Raw genomic sequence first — 20,660 nt, forward strand, 5'->3', positions numbered from 1 at the left:
AATGTAGTAATTACGTGTGATATTCCTTACTCAGATTATGGGGGCTGCCGCCCCCAGACCCCCGCTTCGGCCTGAACGGCCTCGTCCTCAAACGCCGGACGGGCTGGAAGAGGTCCCGTCGGCCGTTCTGTCTCGAACGCCGGACGGGCCGGAAGACGTCCCGTCGGCTGTTCTGTCTCGGACGCCGGACGGGCTGGAAGGCAGCCTCCGTCAGGGGTTCTGCCCCAGCAACCCCCGCAGCTCCTTCGGCAGAAGTGTCGTGCAGGACTGCTTCGCCTCGTTGGTGAGGGCGTCGTTCGTGCAGGTGTAGTAGTCGCTGTAGACCAGCTGGGCCGCGAAGGTCGTGGCGACCAGGGCGATGGCGAGGGAGGCCGTGACCAGGCCGCTCACCGCCGCTGTTGTCTGGGGACGGGAGGGCTGGTCATGGGCGGGGGCGGAGGTGGCGTCGGGGGTGCGGGGCTTGGCGCGCAGGGCGCTCACGCCCCAGTAGACCGCCAGGGCGCCCAGCAGCAGCGCCACGTACGGCCAGCTGAACAGGGCGAAGAAGAAGGCCCACATGCCGCAGAGCAGGGAGTAGCGGGCGCGCCGCTGGACGGGGTCGGTGGGGTCCCAGCGCATTCCGGAACCGGAGGGCGGGCCGCTCGGGCCCTCGGGGCCGGGCGGCGGGCCGCCGGGGCGCTCGCCGAAGCCGCCGGGGGAACGGCCGGGCTGGCGGTCGCTCCACTGGTTGCCCCACGGGGAGCTGTCGTCGCCGTCCGAGCCGTCCTCGCCCTTCGCCGGGCGGCGCGGCTGCCAGGGGCGGTCGGGCGTGCCCTCCGGCGGCGGGGCGAACGGGTTGTCGTCCTGGGGGGAGTGTGCGGAGCCGTCCCGGGCACCCTCGTTCTTCTGGTCCGCGTTCTTCTGGTCCGAAGGCGCGTCGGGCGGTGAGGCCGGGCGCTCACGCAGCAGCGCGGCGCCGCGCTCCTCTCCCTGGGCCGGGAGCGGGGGGAGCGTAAGGAGTCGCAGACTGCGGTCCGACATCAAGAGAGCGTCTTCCCCTTGGTGAACGTGGCTTCGTGAACTTCGGCAACTTCGTGAACTTGGCGAACTCGGTGGATACGGCTGGTTCTGCATGAGCTGTCACCCCGTGAACGCACCGCACGACAAGCACGTTCCCGAACCAGCCCCTCCCAGACGCTACCTTCCGGCCACGCCCCCGTCCCGAGGGGGCCGCCCCGTGTGCCGGTATCGTTGCTGACGGTCGGCCGCTTCGTAGACTTCCCCGTATCCCGGGGCGCAATGCATTCGTACGAATGTACAAGAACAGGTGTACGGGCCGTCCGCTCGAAGAACGCTCCCCCGAGAAAGGGCCCCACCGTGGCCGCCAAGCCCGTGGTCAAGCGCCTCGTCGTGCTGGTCTCCGGATCCGGCACCAATCTGCAGGCGCTTCTCGACGAGATCGCGAGCACCGGAGTAGAGGCCTACGGTGCCGAGATCGTGGCCGTCGGCGCGGACCGGGAGGGCATCGAAGGGCTCGCACGCGCGGAGCGTGCCGGGCTGCCGACCTTCGTCCGCAAGGTCAAGGACTACGAGACGCGTGAGGAGTGGGACGCGGCCCTCGCCGAGGCCGTGTCGGCCCACGAGCCCGACCTCGTCGTCTCCGCCGGGTTCATGAAGATCGTGGGGAAGGAGTTCCTCGCGCGCTTCGGCGGACGGTTCGTGAACACCCACCCCGCACTCCTGCCCAGTTTTCCGGGAGCCCACGGTGTGCGCGACGCGCTCGCGTACGGCGCCAAGGTCACCGGCTGCACCGTCCACTTCGTCGACGACGGCGTCGACACCGGACCGATCATCGCTCAGGGCGTGGTGGAGGTCCGGGACGAGGACGACGAGAGCGCTCTGCACGAGCGCATCAAGGAAGTCGAGCGAAGGCTGCTCGTCGAGGTCGTGGGGCGGATCGCCCGCAACGGCCATCGCATTGAGGGACGAAAGGTAGTTATCCAGTGACCGCCGACAGCACTGTCACGGCCGAGAGCGGCAAGCGGGCCATCCGTCGTGCGCTCGTCAGTGTCTACGACAAGACGGGTCTGGAGGAGCTCGCGCGCGGGCTGCACGAGGCCGGCGTCGAGCTCGTCTCCACCGGCTCCACGGCCGCGAGGATCGCCGCGTCCGGCGTCCCCGTCACCAAGGTCGAGGAGCTCACCGGCTTCCCCGAGTGCCTGGACGGCCGCGTCAAGACCCTGCACCCCAAGGTGCACGCGGGCATCCTCGCCGACCTGCGGCTGGAGAGCCACCGCGAGCAGCTCGCCGAGCTGGGCGTGGAGCCGTTCGACCTGGTCGTCGTCAACCTGTATCCCTTCCGCGAGACCGTCGCCTCCGGCGCGACCCCGGACGAGTGCGTGGAGCAGATCGACATCGGCGGTCCGTCGATGGTGCGCGCCGCCGCCAAGAACCACCCGTCGGTCTCGGTGGTCACCAGCCCGGCCCGGTACGCGGACGTCCTGACGGCCGTCAAGGACGGCGGCTTCGACCTCGCCGCCCGCAAGCGGCTCGCGGCGGAGGCTTTCCGGCACACCGCCGAGTACGACATCGCGGTCGCGAGCTGGTTCGCGAGCGCCTACGCGCCCGTCGACGACTCCCAGTTCCCCGACTTCGTCGCTGCCGCCCTGCAGCGCAAGAGCACCCTCCGCTACGGCGAGAACCCGCACCAGCCCGCCGCGCTCTACGTCGACGGCACCGGTGTCGGTCTCGCGGAGGCCGAGCAGCTGCACGGCAAGGAGATGTCGTACAACAACTACACGGACACGGACACCGCCCGCCGTGCCGCCTACGATCACGACGAGCCGGCCGTGGCGATCATCAAGCACGCCAACCCGTGCGGTATCGCGGTCGGTTCGGACGTGGCGGAGGCGCACCGCAAGGCACACGCGTGTGACCCGCTGTCGGCGTTCGGTGGTGTGATCGCCGTCAACCGTCCGGTGTCGAAGGAGCTGGCGGAGCAGGTCGCCGAGATCTTCACCGAGGTCATCGTCGCGCCGGACTACGAGGACGGCGCCCTCGAGGCCCTCACCAAGAAGAAGAACATCCGGGTGCTCAAGGCCCCGGCCGCGCCCTCCCACCCGGCCGAGGTCAAGCCCATCGACGGCGGCGCCCTCCTCCAGGTGACGGACCGCCTCCAGGCGGACGGCGACGACCCCGCCAACTGGACCCTGGCGACCGGCGAGGCGCTGTCGCCCGCCGAACTCGCCGAGCTGGCCTTCGCCTGGAAGGCCTGCCGCGCCGTGAAGTCCAACGCCATCCTCCTCGCCAAGGACGGCGCCTCGGTCGGCGTCGGCATGGGCCAGGTCAACCGCGTCGACTCCGCGAAGCTGGCGGTCGAGCGGGCCGGCGAGGAGCGGGCCCGCGGCTCCTACGCCGCCTCGGACGCGTTCTTCCCCTTCCCCGACGGCCTGGAGATCCTCACCGAGGCCGGCGTCAAGGCCGTGGTCCAGCCGGGCGGCTCGGTCCGCGACGAGCTCGTTGTCGAGGCCGCGAAGAAGGCGGGCGTGACGATGTACTTCACGGGGACGCGGCACTTCTTCCACTGACCCCCGCACACCCGAGAGGCGGCGCTACGTGGAACTGCGCAGCGCCGCCCAGGTGTTGGGGCCCACCTGGCCGTCGACCTCCAGCCCCTTGTCGCTCTGGAACGTCCGCACCGCCGCGTCGGTGTCCTTGCCGAACTGGCCGTCCACGCCCGAACTGCCGACGCTGTAGCCGCGCTTGGTGAGCATGCACTGCACCTGGACGACGCGTTGGTTCTTGTCACCGAGCTGGGTGAGTTCGGTGCCCGAGTAGTACGTGCACTGGGTGAGCCACGGCGGTTGGGCCGGTGTGGGCGTCGTCTTCGTCGGGGTGGGGCTCGGAGTGCTCTGGCCCGGTGCCTTGGTCGTGGGCGTGGTGGCGGGGCGCGTGGTGTGCGTGCCGCCGACGCCCTGGTCGTCGCCGGTCGCCGTGCCGACCATGGCCGTCGTCCCGCCCTTGGGCGACGGTGAGTTGGATGCCGAGGTGGTGGGCGACGGCGCATCGCCGGAGCCGTCCGCGCCGCTCGCGACCGTCGCCGTGGGGGAAGCGGATCCGGCGGTGGACGCCGTGGAGTCCGGGCGGGTGAGCAGGAAAGCGGTCAGCGCCACGACGGCCACGGCGAGCCCCGCGACCAGGGCGACGTACAACTTCCTGCCGTTCCCGGCCGGTTCGGGAGCCGGTGGCTGCGCCGGAACCGGTATCGGCGGGCCGAAGCCGGGGGCGGGAGAGGGGAACGTCACCCGCACCGTGGGAGTGGGCGCAACGGGTGCGGGCGCCGTCGGCTGCTGTGCGCAGACGCGGAGCAGGGCGTCGTGCGCGTGGCGCCGGGACAGGAGCTGGGAGTTCAGCGGCTCCTGCCATGCCGTCGCAGGGGGATGTGCCGCCGCCCTGTCGACCAGGTCCTGCGGAGTCGGCCGCGCGGCGGGATCCTTGGCGAGGCAGCTCCTCAGGAGCGCGGCGAGTGCCGGGTCGGCCGCCTCCACCTCGCCGATGATCTCGGCGCTGGGCTCCTCGGACGCGACGCGGTGCAGTACGTCCATGCCGGTGCCGTCGCCGAAGGGCGCGTGGCCCGTGATCGCGTGGGCCAGGGTGCTGGCGAACGAGAACACGTCCGAGGCGGTGTCGCAGCGGCCCTCCCTGAGGTACTCCGGCGACATGAAGGCGGGAGTGCCGACCCGGTGCCCGGTGCTGGTGAGCGCGCTCGCGTCGGCCGCCTGCGCGATACCGAAGTCGATGACGTGCACGCCCTGTGCGGTCAGGATGACGTTCGACGGCTTGAAGTCCCGGTGCACGATCCCGGAGTCGGCGAGCGCGGTCAGCGCCCGCCCGAGGCCGTCCACCAGCCGCCATGCCCCGGCCGGCTCCAGTACGCCGCACTCCTTGACGGCGTCCGACAGGTTGAGGCCGGGCAGGTACTCCGTGGCCATCCACAGCAGGTCGGCCTCGGGCTCGAAGCCGGTGCCCCACAACTCCGGTGTGTACGGCGCCCCGATCCGGGCGTGCACGGTGGCCTCCCGGTCGAAGCGCCGCCGGAAGTCGGCGTCCTCGGCGTACTCGGGCCTGATGACCTTCACCGCGGCGAGCCCGGGTTGCCCGTCGGCCAGGCGGGCGAGATACACCTTGCCCATGCCGCCGCTGCCGAGCAGCCCGAGCGGTAGGTAGGGGCCGATGAGCGTCGGATCGGTGGACCTGAGCGCAGTCGCTCCGGTCTGCCGCAGCGCGACTTCGCCGGACGCCGGAGGCTCCGGCGGTCCTGGTCGCTGGTCCGCCATGCCTTCCCCCGAGTCGCGCGGTACCTCAAGTGCCGTTTCCAGGCGCGAGGTTAGCAGGGGTCACACCCGCACCGGCCGTACTCCGGGAAGTACCGCCGGCGCCTCCGGCGTACAGGGCCGCGGTCTCCGGCCCTCCCCCGAGGGGACCGGAGACCGCGGTGGTGTGGGCGTCAGCAGGTGGGGAGGCCCGGGATGGGCTCGTAGTTGCCGCCGCCCGAGATCTTCGTCGCCGGGAACCAGCCCCAGGCGTGGTGCTCGCTGCCGGTGTCGCCCTGGGTGTAGAGCCACCAGTCGTTGCGGGCGCTGCCCACGGGCGGGTTGGGGTAGCTCGGGTCCTTCGTCTGGCAGACGAACCAGTTGTCGCCGGCGTACAGCTCGCCGATCTTGTTGCGGTACCAGATGATGTCGCCGCTCTGGTAGGCGTGGCAGTAGTGGGCGGTGTAGGTGCGACCGTCCGGGTCGGTCTTCGTGCCGGCGTTCCCCCAGCAGCCGGACGCGGCGGACGCGCTCGCGGGTGTCAGGGTGACGGCTCCCGCCGCCAGTACCGCTGCCGCGCCGAACGTGGCCAGGATGCGCTTCATGGTCGGTGTCCCTCCGGTTGTGCCACCCCCGTTGGTGGACACGAACACCGTGCCCCGGGCCGAGCGCGGGGGGTACCTCGGAACTCTGAGGGTCACTTCCTGCCCGGAGGCGCGTACTCCTTGAGGTAGTGGGCGACACGGGCGGCGTAGGCGCGGTTCTTCGGGGGAACGCCGCCCGTGGCGTTCACCTTCTTGTACGACGTCCGGTACGACGCGGCGATCAGCACGCGGCGGTCGCCCTTCAGGGAGGTCTTCAGGCCCTGGTCGATGAAACAGAGGTAGCGGCCCATCGCCGGGATGGACTGGCCGGGGGTGAGCGGTGGGGTGGGGGTCGCGGAGGCCGGGGCGCCGTCGGCGCGGATCCACCAGCGCAGGACGCCCGGGGTCCAGCGGGCGATGCCGTACTCGCCGCCGCCGGGGACGGACGGGTCCGAGAGATTCGGGTCGAAGTCGCTCTCCGACTTCAGCATCGCCGCGATGAGGGCGGGGGTGACCTCGGGCTTGGAGCATGCGTGGGCCGAGTCGACGATCAGGCGGCGGTACCGGGTGGGGATGCCTCTGTCCGTGCGGAGTTCGGCGGCGCCGTAGGTCGCGGACGGGGTCGGGGCGTTCTTGGCATCGTTGCCATCGGGCCCCGCCCAGTGGCTGATGGCGTAGCCCGCAGTCGCCATCGCCGCTGTCGCCAGCGCCGCGCCCACCGCCACCACCGCCCGGCGCCGGCGCGGCGGTCGGGGCGAGCGGCCCGTGCCCGCCGCCTGCTCCACGCGCCGCAGCAGCGCGTCCGTGGCGATGCGGTCGGCGTGCGTACGGGACAGACAGTCGCGGACGATCTCCCGCCAGGCGTCCGGGAGTTCGGGGGACAGGCGCAGTTCGTCGGTGCCGCGGGCGTAGGCGGCGGCCGCGTCGCGGCGGGCCGTCGGGGTGCCGCCGGGGAGGGGGAAGGAGTCGGTCAGGATCAGGTGTGCGAGGACGCCGAAGGCCCAGACGTCCGCCGACGGGCGGATGCGGCGGCCCCGTTCACCGATCTCCGACCACAACAACTCCGGTGGGGTGTAGTCGGGCGTCGAGAACGCCGGCGTGTACGCGTGGGTGCCTTCCAGTTCCGCCGCCATGTTGAAGTCGGCCAGGCGTGCCGAACCGTCCTTCATCAGCAGGACGTTGGCCGGTTTGAGGTCGCCGTGCACCCAGCCCGCGTGATGCAGCTGGGCCAGGCCCTCGCAGATCTGGGCGAGGAGGGTGGGACCGGCGGGTGGGCGGGGGGTCGCGGACAGCAGCGCGTACAGGGAGCGTTCCGCCTTCTCCAGTACGAGGACCGTGGCGCCGTCCAGGGGCGGGTGGGCCGGGTCGTCGACCGTCAGGGTCTCGTACATGCGGATCAGGCGGGGCCGCTTCAGCCGGCGGTGCAACTCGATCTCGCGGTCGATGAGTTCACGCAGATGGGTCAGCTGGCGCGGGGTGCCCGTGCCGGTCGGCAGGAACTTCAGGGCGGCGGTGGGCGGGAGGTCCTCGCCCGGGACGTCGGCGGTGCGGCGGCCCTCGTAGACGCTTCCGAACGCGCCCGTGGCGATCGGTTCCCGCACCTCCCAGACGCCGACCCGGTAGCCCTTGGGCACCTGGACGGCGTACGGCTCGGTCACGGGGCCCTGAGGACGACCAGGTCGTCCTCGCGTACGAGGTCGAAGCGCAGGGCCAGCGACACCAGGGACTCCTTCTTGCCGTTGAGGCGCGGGCCCGGGTCGGCCTCCTCCGGGCCGGGCTTCAGACGCAGCTTGACGGCGAGGTAGTCGATGTTCCACTGCACCGAAGTGCGCGAGGCGGCGGGCCAGTTGGGGCGCAGACGTGCCACGACCTGGTCGACGGTGGGCAGCGGGGCATGCGGTTCGCCGCGCAGGCGCGGTTCGCACAGGGCCGCAAGGACAGCGAAGTAGCGCTTGGTGCGGTCGACCGAGAAGGCGGGGGCCGTGGTGCCACCGGTGAGGCCGGACTCGGCGCTCAGGTAGTCGTGGCGGGGGGCCCAGACCTCGATGGGGAGCAGGTCTCCCGCCGCCGGCAGCACGATCCTGGAGAACTCGAAGGGGACCGGGGCGTCCAGGCGGCCCGGTCCGACCTTGATGTGCTCGCCGGCGCCCTCCGGGTTCTCGACGACGTACGTCTGCTCCCGGCTGAGGTTGCTGAGTATCCAGAACGCGCCCTGCGCCGTGATCTCACCGGCTCTGCGGGACACGCCCTCGTGCGCGATCGCCAGGTCGACGGTGGGCGCGGAGCGTCCGAAGGTGAGGCGTTCGCCGGGGGCGAGGCGGAACCGGGTGCGGTCCCGCTCGTCCTCCGGGCTCGGCGGAGGTACCACGATGATGCTGTACAAGGTGCGTCTCCCCGTGCCTGACAGCTACCCACGTCAGACTAGGGCGACGCACCAGGGCCGTGTCCCCCTCGGACGGGTGAGACACGGCCCTTGGCATTTATTGGCGCGAACTTTTCAGTGGGTGCAGGCCGGTCAGTTCGAGATGACCATCGTGCTCGCGGCCTTGTCGTGCCAGCCCTGCTGGCGGCCCGACTTGTCCCAGAAGGGGGACAGGTAGACCAGGAGCGCGCCGATGCCGCAGAACAGGGCGCCGACCTGGACGATGATCCAGCGGATGAACGCCGAGCCCAGGCCGGGCTTCTGGCCGGTGTCCGCCTTCACCACGCGGATGCCGACGGCCATCTTGCCCAGGGTCGCGCCGACCAGACCGACCATCAGCCACTCGTAGAGGAGGCTGAGCAGCGCCAGGGCGCCGAACACCGCGCCGAACTTGGCCGCGAAGTCCGAGCCCGCGTTGTTGACGCAGGTGGTGTAGTCGGCGGAGTTCGGGTCGCAGTCGTTGATCGAGTTGGCGGCACCCGCGATGCCGGCGAAGGTGAGGACGAAGTAGACCGCGCTGAGTATCAGCCCGTCGATCACGCGGGCGCCGAAGCGGCGGCCCATCGAGGCGATGTTCGGCACCGGGCCGCCGGGGTAGCCGCCGCCCTGCGCGTAGCCGGGCTGCTGGGGGTAACCGGGCTGCTGCGGGTAGCCCGGCTGCTGGGGATAGCCGTATCCCTGCTGCGGCGGGACGCCCTGCGGGGGCTGCTGCGGGTAGCCGTAACCCGGCTGTCCCGGCTGACCGGCGGGCTGCTGCGGGTAGCCGTAGCCCTGCTGAGGATTCTGCGGCGGCTGCTGGCCGTAGGGATTGTTGGGCGAGCCGAAACTCATGGCCGGTATTCCTCCGTTGCACATGCGGGGACGAAGCGGATTGCGCGGAGGAATCACACGATGTGAGCGGTTTGCCCCCCGAACACGAACCGCGATACTGCGCCGTTCATCGTTCTTCACCCCTAAGCGGCTTGTCCAGTGGCAATTCGCATGTGTTGTGCAAGTGCAATGTGGCTGATCATGGACGTGTGCGACGGGTGGTACGGCGCGCGGTACCCGGATTGGAACCGGGGGGTGGTCATCCGCGAGGATGGGGTCATGACCGCCCAGATTCTCGATGGCAAGGCCACCGCAGCCGCGATCAAGTCCGATCTGACCGCCCGCGTGGCGGCGCTGAAGGAGAAGGGCGTCACGCCCGGCCTCGGCACGATCCTGGTCGGGGACGACCCCGGCAGCCAGAAGTACGTCGCCGGCAAGCACCGCGACTGCGCGGAGGTCGGCATCGCCTCCATCCAGCGCGAACTGCCGGACACGGCGACGCAGGAGGAGATCGAGGCGGTCGTACGGGAGCTCAACGAGGACCCGGCGTGCACGGGCTACATCGTCCAACTGCCTCTTCCCAAGGGCATCGACGAGAACCGCATCCTGGAGCTGATGGACCCGGACAAGGACGCGGACGGGCTCCACCCGATGAACCTCGGGCGCCTGGTCCTGAACGAGCCGGCCCCGCTGCCCTGCACCCCGAACGGCGTCCTCACCCTCCTCCGCCGCTACGGCGTCGAGATCAAGGGTGCGGAGGTCGTGGTCGTCGGCCGCGGGGTGACGATCGGCCGCCCGATGCCCCTGCTGCTGACGCGCCGCAGCGAGAACGCGACGGTGACCCAGTGCCACACGGGCACCCGCGACCTGTCGTCCCACCTGAAGAAGGCGGACATCATCGTCGCCGCCGCCGGCTCCGCCCACCTGATCCGGCCCGAGGACGTCAAGCCCGGCGCCGCCGTCCTCGACGTCGGTGTCTCCCGCAGCGCCGAGGGCAAGATCGTGGGCGACGTCCACCCCGGCGTCGCCGAGGTGGCCGGCTGGATCTCCCCGAACCCGGGCGGCGTCGGCCCGATGACCCGCGCCCAGCTGCTCGTCAACGTGGTCGAGGCGGCGGAGCGCAGTGTCGGCTGAGGCGAGGGATTCCGAGCGGACGGCACAGGGCTCCCAGAGGGGGGCCGAGGCCGGGCACGCGGCTGGGACAGCCGGGCGCGACCCACAGAGCCCCGAGCACCAGGCCGAGGCCGCGGGGCGCGGGGCGCAGAATCCCGGGCGCCGGGCCGAGGCTGCGGGGAGTGGGGCGGCGCCGGGTTCCGGGCGTGAGGCCGAGGCCGCCGGACGGGACGCGAAGACCGTCGGCCGTCGGGCGCAGGGCTCCGAGGCCGAGGCCGCCGGGCGCGGGGCGCAGAATGCCGGGTGCCGGGCCGAGGTCGCGGGGAGTGGGGCGGCGCCGGGTTCCGGGCGTGAGGCCGAGGCCGCCGGACGGGACGCGAGGACCGTCGGCCGTCGGGCGCAGGGCTCCGAGGCCGAGGCCGCCGGGCGCGACCCGCAGAACCGCGAGCACCAGGCCGAAGCCGGGCGTGCGGGGAAGGGAGCGGAGCGTGAGGTGCACGGCGTTCAGCGTGAGGCGCAGGTCTCCGGCCGTGAGGTGAACGGCGTCCGGCGCGACAAGGAGCATCCCGAGCGCGAGGCGCAGGCCCCTGGGCGCGATGTGAACGGCGTCCAGCGTGAGGTGGCGGACCCCGGGCACGACGTCAATGGCGTCCGACGTGAGGCGCAGGTCGCCGAGCGTGGCGTGGATGGTGTTCAGCGTGAGGTGGCGGACCCGGGGCGTGACGTGCTCGACCCCGAGGTGCAGGCCGAGCAGACGGTGCGGGATGCGATCAGTGTGCCGGATGCGCGGGGGGTGCCGCGGCGGGCGACTCGGCGGTTTCCGTTGTTCACGCGGGACACCGCGCGTCCGGAGGGCGGCGGCCGGGCCGCGCCCGGGGACGCGCCGGCGCCCGCCCGGCAGTGGCCGATCCTCGCCGTGCTCGCCCTGGTCGCGCTCGGCCTGCTGCTGACCGCGCTGGACGCCTTCCGGATCGGCACCCTGCTGATCGGGGTCGCCCTGGTGGCCGGTGCGGTCATGCGCTGGGTGCTGCCGGACGTCGGCATGCTCGCCGTACGCTCCCGGTTCACGGACATCGTCACGTACGGCGGACTCGGTCTGGCGATTGTGCTGCTGGCGATGATGGTGCAGCCCCATCCCTGGCTGCAGATCCCGTTCCTGAAGGACACGCTGCACTTCACGGTGAGCAGTAGTTAGCGCCCGTACGGAACCTCGCGCGACGACGGTCCGTCCTCTCCCCCGAGCAAGGACGGACCGTCGCCGCAACAACCTTCCTGCACGGTGAAGTGGCTGTTCAACGGCTGTCAGAGCGCTGTGGCACGGAGGTGACCGTTCCGCAACGCGGGAACCATCGGCCGGTCGGCATCGTCACCAGATCGGACCGGGCGAACGCTGGAGGTGTGCGATGGGCGGCTGGCAGCCGCTGCCGGACGATCTGCCGTCGGAGGTGCGGCACTTCGTGGAGCAGCTGCGGCTCCTCAAGGACCGGACGGGGCTCAGCCTCGTCGCGCTCGGCGCCCGCACCGCGTACAGCAAGTCCTCCTGGCACCGCTATCTCAACGCCACCCAGCCCCCGCCCCGGCAGGCCGTCGCCGCCCTGTGCCGCATCGCCGGAGTCGACGGCCCGGAGGCCGAACGCTTCGCGGTGCGCTGGGAGCTGGCCGTCCAGGCCTGGCCCCGCCCGGCCAGACCGGCGGGGAGCGGGGAGGGCGGGGAGGGGGAGTACGAGGACGATCCGACCCTGCCCTGGTGGGACACCCCGGAAGAGAAGAGCGACGACCGCCGGCCGGGCGGACGGCTGCTGCTCTATGCCGTACTGCTGCTCCTGCTGATGCTCCTGATCACGGTCGTCGCCGCCGTCGTGCTCGGGTGAGGTGCCCTTGGGTGGGGTGGATACGTCCGTGACGGGTGGGGTTGTCCATGTGTGTCTCCCGTGGTGATGTATCGACAAGTTAGCGAACTTGACACGGGGTTGTTCGATCTCGGGGTTAGCGTGAGCGGGTCCGACCGGGGCGGTGGGGAGGGGGCTCTCGGTGGGACACTGGATGCACCCGTGCGCCCCCACCCCGGGAACTGAGATCCTGAATGGGCGCATCCCAGTGGGTAGCCAGAAGGGGCTCGGCTCGGGGCTCCACGCTCTGCGCACGGGAGAGCAAACAGCACCAACCGGGGGGAAGAGGGGGAAGCAATGCCTCGTTGGAGGGCCTTGCCGGACGAACTCGATCCGCAGATCAGGGAGTTCGCGAGCCAGCTGCGGCGGCTCGTGGACCGCAGCGGTCTGAGCATCGCGTCGGTGGCCGACCGCACGGGCTACAGCAAGACGTCCTGGGAGCGGTATCTGAACGGCCGGCTGCTCGCGCCCAAGGGTGCGATCGTCGCGCTGGCCGAGGTCACGGGAACCAGCCCGATCCATCTGACGACCATGTGGGAGCTGGCCGAACGGGCCTGGAGCCGTTCGGAGATGCGCCACGACATGACCATGGAGGCCATCCGGATCTCCCAGGCGCGGGCCGCGCTCGGGGAGTTCGGGGCGGCCCCCGCCGGTGCCAACGCCAAGGCGGCCAAGACGGCCCGCAAGTCCGGCAGCGCGACGGTGACGCCGGGGATCGCGGGACCTGCGGGAGTGGCGCCGACGGTGCCGGCCCAGCCGACCTCGTCGGGCGGCAGAGAAGCGCCGGACGTACTGCAGTCGCCGGGCACCCGGGAGCCGGAGAGTCCGCCGAAGGGCTCCGGTTCCTCGGGGAGCTCGTCCGGCGCCAACTCCTGGGGGCTGGTCGGCTATCAGGGGCCTTCGCGCGACGGGCGTCCGCCCGTGGTCGGGACTCCGGCACCAGGAGGAGCGCAGCCGTCGGGGCCCGCGTCCGAGGGTCCCGGCTGGACCCCGCAGACGCCGAGCCCGTACGGCGAACCCCCGCAGGGTCCCCGGCCGCCGGACAAGGCCGGCAACGGCAGGCGGCGGCTGACCATGTTCCTCGCGGGCGTCGTCGGCGTACTCGTCGTCATAGCGGCCGTGTTCTTCCTGACCGACAACGGCGGCAAGAAGAACGCGGACGCGAAGGCCTCACCCTCGCCCTCGGTCAGCTCCGTCGCCCTCCCTGCCGGTGTGAAGTGCACGGGCGCCACCTGCACCGGCAAGGACGCGGAGGCCATGGGCTGCACCAAGGACACCGCGTCCGTGACCACCGCCAAGACCGCCGTCGTCGGCACGGTCACCGTCGAGGTCCGCTACAGCAAGATCTGCGGTGCCGCGTGGGGCCGTGTCACCGCGGCGGCTCAGGGTGACGCCGTACAGGTCACCGCCGGCAAGGCCAAGGAGAACGACAGCATCACCCAGGCCGGCGACACCATCGCCTACACGCCGATGGTCGCCGTCAAGGACGCGGGCGAGGCGAAGGCCTGCGCGACGCTGGCGACCGGTGTGAAGGGCTGCACCCAGTAAGGGGAGAAGGGGGCGGCCGCCCGTCCGGGAGAGGTGGAACGAGGCGGCCGCCATGGGGGGTACCGACTGTGCCGGACTCCCGTGGGGGTACGGTTCGCGTGCCCGAGATGGGGGCGGCTAATCCTGCCGCCCCGCATTTCTTCCGCACCGCTTCATTCTGTGGGGTGGGCCACACGGACCCGGCGGTCCGAGATCCCGGATGCGCGATAGCCTGACCGGTGGATCTCTCTTGATACCAAGAGATCGATCATTTGTACGTCCCACCCGGACGACACCACCGCCAGCTGTCCTACGGAGAACGCCATGACCCGCACTCCCGTGAACGTCACCGTCACCGGCGCGGCCGGCCAGATCGGTTACGCCCTCCTCTTCCGCATCGCCTCCGGCCAGCTGCTCGGCGCGGACGTGCCGGTCAAGCTGCGCCTCCTGGAGATCACCCCGGCGCTCAAGGCCGCCGAGGGCACGGCGATGGAGCTCGACGACTGCGCCTTCCCGCTCCTGCAGGGCATCGACATCACGGACGACCCGAACGTCGCCTTCGACGGCACCAACGTCGCCCTCCTCGTGGGCGCCCGCCCCCGCACCAAGGGCATGGAGCGCGGCGACCTGCTCTCCGCCAACGGCGGCATCTTCAAGCCCCAGGGCAAGGCCATCAACGACAACGCCGCGGACGACATCAAGGTCCTCGTCGTCGGCAACCCGGCCAACACCAACGCGCTCATCGCGCAGGCCGCCGCGCCGGACGTACCGGCCGAGCGCTTCACCGCGATGACCCGCCTGGACCACAACCGCGCGCTGACCCAGCTCGCGAAGAAGACGGGCACCACGGTCGCCGACATCAAGCGCCTGACCATCTGGGGCAACCACTCCGCCACCCAGTACCCCGACATCTTCCACGCCACGGTCGCCGGCAAGAACGCCGCCGAGACCGTGAACGACGAGAAGTGGCTGGCCGAGGACTTCATCCCGACCGTCGCCAAGCGCGGCGCCGCGATCATCGAGGCCCGTGGCGCGTCCTCCGCCGCCTCCGCCGCGAACGCCGCCATCGACCACGTGTACACGTGGGTCAACGGCACGGCGGACGGCGACTGGACCTCCATGGGCATCCCGTCGGACGGTTCCTACGGCGTCCCGGAGGGCCTGATCTCCTCCTTCCCGGTCACCACCAAGGACGGCGTCTACGAGATCGTCCAGGGCCTGGACATCAACGAGTTCTCCCGCGCCCGCATCGACGCGTCGGTGAAGGAGCTGGAGGAGGAGCGCGAGGCGGTCCGTTCCCTGGGCCTCATCTGACGCTTCCAGGTTTCGTCACGAGCCTGCACGGGCCCTGTTCCGGTTTCCGCCGGAACGGGGCCCGCGCCCGTTTTCGCCGCTACCGTCGGAAGCGATGCCCACCAGGGGTGATTTCGGGGGGTTCGCGATGAGCGGATGGGACGAGTACGACGCGGCTCCGGGCTCCGACCCGGACCGCGAACCGAGCGAGGAGAGAGGCCGGGCCGCGTGGTCCGACGGAGGCGGCGGTACGACACCGCCGTGGGCGTCGGCTCAGACGCAGACGGGTGGAGGCGGGCCGGGGGTGTGGCCGCCGGCCGACGTCGGCGGCGGTACGCCATCCGCTCCGGCCGGCGGAAGCACACCCCCGCCCTGGGCCTCGGCGCCGACGCAGACCGGCGGCACGCTGCCCCCGGCGTGGGTGCCGCCCCCGCCGGGTTCGGGACACGCTCCCGCGCCGGGTCCCGTGCCCTCCGGTTACCCGTTCCCGCCCGGCCCCGCGTACACCCCGCACGCCACACCGCCGTACACCACCCCGGCCTACGCGCCGCCGGCCCCACGGCGCCGAGTCGGCCGGCTGCTCGCCGCGGCCGCGCTCACCGTCGTGGTCGGTGTGGGCGCCGGTGCCGGGACCTGGTACCTCGTCCGGGACCACGGCGCGGGAACCGGAGCCGGTCCCGTGACCAGTGCCGGCAGTGTCGCCGTCTCCGCTTCGACGGCGCCGAGTTCGCCCGCGTCGAGCACCCCGTCGGACACGGCCACCGCGACCCCGTCGGCCTCGCTCCTCAACTCCCCCTCGGCCGGCTACCGCCGCACCGCGGACCCCATCGGCTACTCGATCGACGTCCCGCAGGGCTGGTCCCGCCGCGAGGAGCAGGGCAAGCTCGCGCCGGTCGTCTACTACGACGCCCCCTCGGACGGCCGCCAGCTGCAGATCTTCGAGGTCACCGAGTCCACGCCGTACGACTCCCTGACCCTCGCCGAGACCGACCCCGGCTACGGCTTCGCCCAGCAGCCCGGCTTCCAGGTCGTCGAGCGGGACCACGGCGACACCTGGGCCGAGCTGTCGTACCGCTACGACGACATGAAGAAGGGCACCCGGCAGGTCATCGACCACCGCTTCGAGGCCGCCGACGGCACGCTCTACGCGATCCGCTCCAGCGGACCCGCGAGCCTCGACCCCGAGCAGGTGCGGGCGCCGCTGCGGATGGCGGTGCGGTACTTCTGCCCGACGGGCACCGAGTGCACATGAGGTCTGTCCGGGCTATTCGAGCCCCTTCTTGCCGGGCGCCCAGAAGGGTTTCGTCAGCACCGACCGACGGTCCCAGCCGAACTCGCCGACCAGCACCTGCCGTACCCGCTGTACGGTACGGGCCTCTCCGGCGACGTAGGCGATCCCACCGGGGGCGGGAGCCAGCTTCCGTACGGCGTCGGGGAGTGAACCTCCGCCCCTGGTCGCCCAGTTGAGGTGATCGGTGTGGGGCAGCGGCAGTCGGTCCGCCGCCGTCTCCGTCTCCACGCAGCCGGAGATCCCCGCCCCCTGAGGCAGCGCCGCCAGCATCGCCCCGAAGGCGACCGATGCCGTCTCCTCGCCCACGAAGACGTGGTGGGACGCCTCGGGGCGGAGCGTGAACGACCCCTCCGGCCTGCCCAGTCGGACCCGCTCGCCCACCCCGACCTCGCGCCCCCAGCGGGCCCCCGGTCCCGCCCCGGCGTGGTCCAGCACGCACAACTCGACGGCGCCGGAGGGGTCGTAGCGCCAGACGGAGTACGTGCGACGGGTCAGCCCGCCGCCGACCAGGACCCGCACCTGCTGTCCGGGCCGGACGGAGAGTCCGGCGAGCTGGTCGCCCTCGACGCGCAGGCGGCGCATCCGGGCGGTGATCGGTTCGGCCTCGGTGAGCGTGCCCTGGAGCATCAGCAGGTCGAGGACCGGGTTCAGGAGGGCGGGCACGGGGGCTCCTCAACTTGACGGTAGGGGAGGGAAGTTGAGCCTCAGGGGCGGGATGAACGCGATAGTACGTGTTCCTGGGAGCTTGCGATAGTGCGCGAGGGGACGGCTGACCTGCAGGTCGGCGTCCTGGACGCATCGGCCGCGCTGGGGCTGGTGACGTCTGATGTGCCGCTTCAACTCCCGCCGTTGCGGGTCGTGTACAGCCCCGCGCCCCTTCAGGGCGTTGCAGGCAAGCTCTTCTCGAACCAGTGGCTGGCGTATATGTGGTCCACGTACGGCGGGATTTCCTTGTAGCCGGAGGCTCGGTACATCGCCTGGGCCGCGGTGAGGGTGGCGTGGGTGTCCAGGCGTACGACCGCGAGGCCGCGTTCTACGGCCTCGGTCTCCAGGGCCGTGAGGATGCGGCGGGCCAGGCCCAGGCGGCGGGCCTCCGGGTGTACCCAGACGTGCTTGATCTCGCCCACGGCCGGCGCCAGTGTGCGCAGTGCTCCGCAGCCGACGGCGTGGCCCTCCTCGTAGGCGACGAAGAACGCGCCCGCCCGTCCGGACACCTCCTCCGGGCCGACCAGGTCGGACGGGTCGAAGCCCTCGGGGAAGCGGGCGTCGATGTCGGTGGCGTAGGCGTCCAGGCAGGCGCGGGCGTCCGGGGAGGCGCCGTCGACCAGGGTGACGGTGATGGCGGCGAGGCGGAGCAGACGCTGGGAGGTGGCCATCGCGTCGATGAGCCGGCCACGCTGGTCCCGGGTGAGGGTGTCCAGGAGGCCGGCCGCGAGGGCGTTGGCCCGGCGGTTCTGCTCCTTGACCTCGACGCGGCCCGCGGCCGTGGGCTCGATCATGCGCAGCCGGCTGTCGTCCGGGTGGACGCTGAGTCGGACCATGCCCTGGGCCTGCAGCGCCTTGGCCATCCGGCTCAGATACCCCGCGTCCAGACCGAGCCGGCTCCTGAGCTCCCGCAGCGAGACCCCGCCCGGGCTCTCGGCGATCTCGAACAGCAGCCGGGCTTCGCCGAGGGGGCGGTCCTGGCCGAGGTAGTGGTCGTCCAGAGCGCCGATACGGCGCGTGAAGTAGCGGTTGAAGCGGCGGAGGGCGGCGACGTGCTCCGCCGACACCGGGTCCGTCCCCGTCCGCTCTGCGTGCGTCATTCTTTGACTTTAGTCAAAGGTTCCGTACGGGTCCACCGCTGGTCCATCACTCGGCATTCCGCTTTCGCTTTCGCCAACTCACCGGCCCCTCTATGCTGATGGTTTGTCAACTGGATGTCTGACAACGCTTTTCACACGCATCGGGGGATTCGCGTGAGCACCGCATACGTGCCACAGCAACCACAGCCGACGACGCCCGCAGGGGCCCCGCCGGCCCCGCCCACTCCACCGCACGCCAGCGAGGCGAGCCGGCTGCTGTGCGCGGGCACCTACCTGGATTCCGGTTACCGCGAGCGCGTCATCGAGGAGCTGCACCTCAACGAGCAGCGGATCGTGGCGCCCTCGCTCGGCTTCGACGCCGCCCGCGTCCTGGCCCACGCCCTGCGCGCCCGACGCCTGGAACTGCTCTGGGCCGGGGCGATCATCGGCCTGTGGGTCGTCGGCACGGCCCTGAGCGCAGGCCTGCTGCTCTTCTTCCTGTGGCCGAGTGTGCTTCTCGCTCTCGCGCCGTGGATCAGGGGGCGCGGGGAACAGCCGCCGCTGTACCGCCGTATCGCCGCGTTCTTCGTTCGCTGGTGGGGCCGGGTGTTCTTCGCGCTGGTGCTGGTGCTCGTCGTCCTCGCCGCGTTCGGCGGCGGCTCGGACGACGGCACCTCCTACGGTTCGTACGGTTCGTACGGCTCCGACTACGGCCACTCGGACTCGCCGAGCTTCACCGATGTGTTCTCGCCCAGCAGCATCGCCGACGTGATCAGGCCATGGCAGGCCTGGCTCACGCTCGGCGTCCTCGCGCTGCTCGGCTGGTGCGTGTACGCCCAGCGCAACCAGTTCAGCCGGGCGCTGGCCGCCGAGCTCTCCCCGCAACGGTTCCCGGACGCCGCGAGCGACCCGGCGGAGCAGGCCGAGAACGCACGCTTCCAGCGGCTCAAGCAGCGCATCCGGCTGGAGCAGCACGCGCCGCTGATCATGTACAACGAGGCGGACCCGTTCTGCGGGGCCGGGGCGGCGTACAACACCTGGGTGCTGGCGGTGGAGCTGAGGCCGGACGAGCCGGCGAAGCAGCGGCCGATCAGCAACCGCACGGTGCTGGAGAAGATCCGCCCGCTGCTGGAACAGCTCCGGGTGCCCGCCGAGTACGCGGGCCCGGGCGTGCGCGACCGGCTGCGCTGGCTGGAGATCGACGAGTGCGTGTTCCTGCCGGCCGAGGGGCTGCTCACCCGGGACCAGGCGCCCTACACCCCGCAGGCCTTCGAGGACCATCGCTCCCGGGCGGTGGAGGAGGGGGCCGAGAAGCGTCGGCACTTCCTGCGCATCCGGGTCGGCGGCTGGGAGGAGGAGCTCGTCGTCACGGTCTTCGTGCGCATCCACACGCAGGGCCGGATGCTGATGCTGGAGATCGCGCCGCATGTGCTGACGCCGGTGCGGGCGGACTTCAAGGACGCCGACCGTACGGCGCACCGGTTCCGGCACAACAACGCGCTCGGCAAGGCGGCGGGGGCGCTGGTGCTGGTGCCGGGGTCGGCGGGCCGGTCGCTGGCCCAGCTGGGCCGGGGTGTCGTGTACGTCTGGCGGCTGCTGACCGGCGGGTACGCGGGCGCGCTGCCGGACGGACCGTCCTTGTCCGTGCGGGAGTTGGGCTCGATGCCGAGGGGCTCGCAGTTCCAGGAGATGGACGTGGTGCGCTACTTGAGGAGCGTGCAGGACCGGGTGGCGAACGGCGTACGGGCCGCGCTCGCCGAATGCGGCTACGAGACCGGTGAGTTCGTGCAGAAGGTCGTGAACATCAGCAACGGCGACGTGAACATCAACCGGATCGACGGCAACGCCACCGTCGCGTTCGGCAACGCCGCGTCCGCCTCCTCCACCCATGTCTCGGGCGGCGCGGCGCCGCAGAAGGGAGCCGACAGCAATGGCCAGTGAGGAACCGAGGGTCAACATCGGCAACATCTCGGGCAACAGCACGGTCGCCTTCGGCAGCCAGGCCCATGCCGAGAGCCATCACGTCCACCAGGGCGAGGGCACGCCCCCGCCGCTGGACGAGGCCATGGAGCAACTGCTGTCGGCGGTACGGGAGTTGCGGGCCGACCTGGACCAACGGGTGCGCGCCAGCGACCAGACGGCCGCCCTGGACGAGGCGCTGGCCCAGACGGAGGAGGAGATCACCACCACGGGCCAGGCGGGACCGACGCGCCGGGAACGTCTGCGGGAGCTGCTGTCGGACTCGCAGGCGCTGGTGACGTTTCTGGCTTCGGCGGGTGCGTTGGCCGGGTTGTTGGGGATGTGAGAGGGGCGCGATGAGCGGGGGACAGAGGTACTGGAACGAGGACACCCAGCGCTGGGAGGACGGCACGGAGAGCCGCCCGGCGGTTCAGCCGACGTTGCCGGAGGCGGGGCCTCTCGATGCCGAGGGGGAGGGCGGGACGGCGTCGGGTTCTGGCGTGGTGGACGGGGCCGCACCGGGCTCCAGTACGGTCCCTGCCTCGGGCGCCGGTGCTGCCGCGCTCCCGGACACCGGTCCCGCCTCCCCTCCGTCCGCCGGTTCCGTCCCCCCGCCGCCCACCCTCCCGGCAACCCCGCCTGCTGTGGGTGACTGGCCGGGGGCCGGTTCCGAGAGTGCCTGGCATGGGCCGGGGGC

General features: G+C 71.6%; 18 protein-coding genes. 10 read left to right on the top strand and 8 right to left on the bottom strand.

Annotation, left to right across the window (positions count from 1 at the left end):
* Positions 1 to 210 precede the first annotated feature (210 nt).
* Positions 211 to 1,020: a hypothetical protein gene (locus ACWC09_RS24430; protein WP_450852703.1), complete on the bottom strand. Its 810-nt coding sequence runs from the start codon at positions 1,018 to 1,020 to the stop codon at positions 211 to 213.
* A gap of 336 nt (positions 1,021 to 1,356) precedes the next feature.
* On the opposite strand from ACWC09_RS24430, the gene purN reads away from it, so the two are divergent.
* Together purN and purH are read left to right on the top strand one after the other, a co-directional pair.
* Positions 1,357 to 1,986 carry a phosphoribosylglycinamide formyltransferase gene (gene purN, locus ACWC09_RS24435; protein WP_450852704.1) on the top strand — a complete coding sequence of 210 codons (630 nt, stop codon included), beginning with the start codon at positions 1,357 to 1,359 and terminating at the stop codon, positions 1,984 to 1,986.
* Complete coding sequence (gene purH / locus ACWC09_RS24440; protein WP_450852705.1) at positions 1,983 to 3,566, top strand: bifunctional phosphoribosylaminoimidazolecarboxamide formyltransferase/IMP cyclohydrolase; 1,584 nt, start codon at positions 1,983 to 1,985, stop codon at positions 3,564 to 3,566. Before purN ends, purH begins: the two co-directional genes overlap by 4 nt.
* A gap of 24 nt (positions 3,567 to 3,590) precedes the next feature.
* Here purH and ACWC09_RS24445 read toward each other — a convergent pair whose 3' ends face one another.
* The 5 genes from ACWC09_RS24445 to ACWC09_RS24465 all read right to left on the bottom strand — a co-directional run bounded on the left by ACWC09_RS24445 (position 3,591) and on the right by ACWC09_RS24465 (position 9,128).
* Positions 3,591 to 5,315: a protein kinase domain-containing protein gene (locus ACWC09_RS24445; protein ID WP_450852706.1), complete on the bottom strand. Its 1,725-nt coding sequence runs from the start codon at positions 5,313 to 5,315 to the stop codon at positions 3,591 to 3,593.
* Positions 5,316 to 5,485: 170 nt separating this feature from the next.
* Positions 5,486 to 5,896, bottom strand: a complete 411-nt coding sequence (locus ACWC09_RS24450) for a hypothetical protein (RefSeq protein WP_450852707.1) — start codon at positions 5,894 to 5,896, stop codon at positions 5,486 to 5,488.
* A 92-nt stretch (positions 5,897 to 5,988) separates the two neighbouring features.
* Positions 5,989 to 7,533, bottom strand: a complete 1,545-nt coding sequence (locus ACWC09_RS24455) for a protein kinase domain-containing protein (RefSeq protein WP_450852708.1) — start codon at positions 7,531 to 7,533, stop codon at positions 5,989 to 5,991.
* Positions 7,530 to 8,258 carry an FHA domain-containing protein gene (locus tag ACWC09_RS24460; RefSeq protein ID WP_450852709.1) on the bottom strand — a complete coding sequence of 243 codons (729 nt, stop codon included), beginning with the start codon at positions 8,256 to 8,258 and terminating at the stop codon, positions 7,530 to 7,532. Before ACWC09_RS24460 ends, ACWC09_RS24455 begins: the two co-directional genes overlap by 4 nt.
* A gap of 132 nt (positions 8,259 to 8,390) precedes the next feature.
* Positions 8,391 to 9,128, bottom strand: a complete 738-nt coding sequence (locus tag ACWC09_RS24465) for an RDD family protein (protein ID WP_450852710.1) — start codon at positions 9,126 to 9,128, stop codon at positions 8,391 to 8,393.
* Positions 9,129 to 9,386: 258 nt separating this feature from the next.
* Between ACWC09_RS24465 and ACWC09_RS24470 the strand changes: the two genes are divergently transcribed.
* The 6 genes from ACWC09_RS24470 to ACWC09_RS24495 all read left to right on the top strand — a co-directional run bounded on the left by ACWC09_RS24470 (position 9,387) and on the right by ACWC09_RS24495 (position 16,181).
* A complete protein-coding gene (locus ACWC09_RS24470) occupies positions 9,387 to 10,241 on the top strand; it encodes a bifunctional methylenetetrahydrofolate dehydrogenase/methenyltetrahydrofolate cyclohydrolase (protein WP_450852711.1) in 855 nt (284 codons plus the stop codon).
* A gap of 718 nt (positions 10,242 to 10,959) precedes the next feature.
* On the top strand, positions 10,960 to 11,415 hold the full coding sequence (locus tag ACWC09_RS24475) for a DUF3017 domain-containing protein (protein ID WP_450852784.1): 456 nt from the start codon (positions 10,960 to 10,962) through the stop codon (positions 11,413 to 11,415).
* A 208-nt stretch (positions 11,416 to 11,623) separates the two neighbouring features.
* The gene (locus ACWC09_RS24480) at positions 11,624 to 12,091 is read left to right on the top strand and encodes a helix-turn-helix domain-containing protein (RefSeq protein WP_450852712.1); all 468 of its coding nucleotides are present in this window, start codon (positions 11,624 to 11,626) and stop codon (positions 12,089 to 12,091) included.
* 315 nt (positions 12,092 to 12,406) lie between these two features.
* Positions 12,407 to 13,657: a DUF2690 domain-containing protein gene (locus ACWC09_RS24485; protein WP_450852713.1), complete on the top strand. Its 1,251-nt coding sequence runs from the start codon at positions 12,407 to 12,409 to the stop codon at positions 13,655 to 13,657.
* 303 nt (positions 13,658 to 13,960) lie between these two features.
* Positions 13,961 to 14,950, top strand: a complete 990-nt coding sequence (locus ACWC09_RS24490; RefSeq protein ID WP_450852714.1) for a malate dehydrogenase — start codon at positions 13,961 to 13,963, stop codon at positions 14,948 to 14,950.
* A gap of 94 nt (positions 14,951 to 15,044) precedes the next feature.
* Positions 15,045 to 16,181: a hypothetical protein gene (locus ACWC09_RS24495; protein WP_450852715.1), complete on the top strand. Its 1,137-nt coding sequence runs from the start codon at positions 15,045 to 15,047 to the stop codon at positions 16,179 to 16,181.
* A 12-nt stretch (positions 16,182 to 16,193) separates the two neighbouring features.
* On the opposite strand, the gene ACWC09_RS24500 is transcribed toward ACWC09_RS24495, so the two are convergent.
* A complete protein-coding gene (locus tag ACWC09_RS24500; protein ID WP_450852716.1) occupies positions 16,194 to 16,883 on the bottom strand; it encodes a siderophore-interacting protein in 690 nt (229 codons plus the stop codon).
* 215 nt (positions 16,884 to 17,098) lie between these two features.
* Positions 17,099 to 18,025, bottom strand: coding sequence for a GNAT family N-acetyltransferase (locus ACWC09_RS24505; protein ID WP_450852717.1), 927 nt, complete (start codon positions 18,023 to 18,025; stop codon positions 17,099 to 17,101).
* 153 nt (positions 18,026 to 18,178) lie between these two features.
* On the opposite strand from ACWC09_RS24505, the gene ACWC09_RS24510 reads away from it, so the two are divergent.
* Both ACWC09_RS24510 and ACWC09_RS24515 read left to right on the top strand, forming a co-directional pair.
* Positions 18,179 to 19,945, top strand: coding sequence for a hypothetical protein (locus ACWC09_RS24510; protein WP_450852718.1), 1,767 nt, complete (start codon positions 18,179 to 18,181; stop codon positions 19,943 to 19,945).
* Positions 19,935 to 20,309: a hypothetical protein gene (locus ACWC09_RS24515; RefSeq protein WP_450852719.1), complete on the top strand. Its 375-nt coding sequence runs from the start codon at positions 19,935 to 19,937 to the stop codon at positions 20,307 to 20,309. The genes ACWC09_RS24510 and ACWC09_RS24515 overlap by 11 nt, the downstream gene beginning before the upstream one ends.
* The last annotated feature ends 351 nt before the right edge of the window (positions 20,310 to 20,660 follow it).

The organism is Streptomyces sp. NPDC001617, from assembly GCF_053596855.1.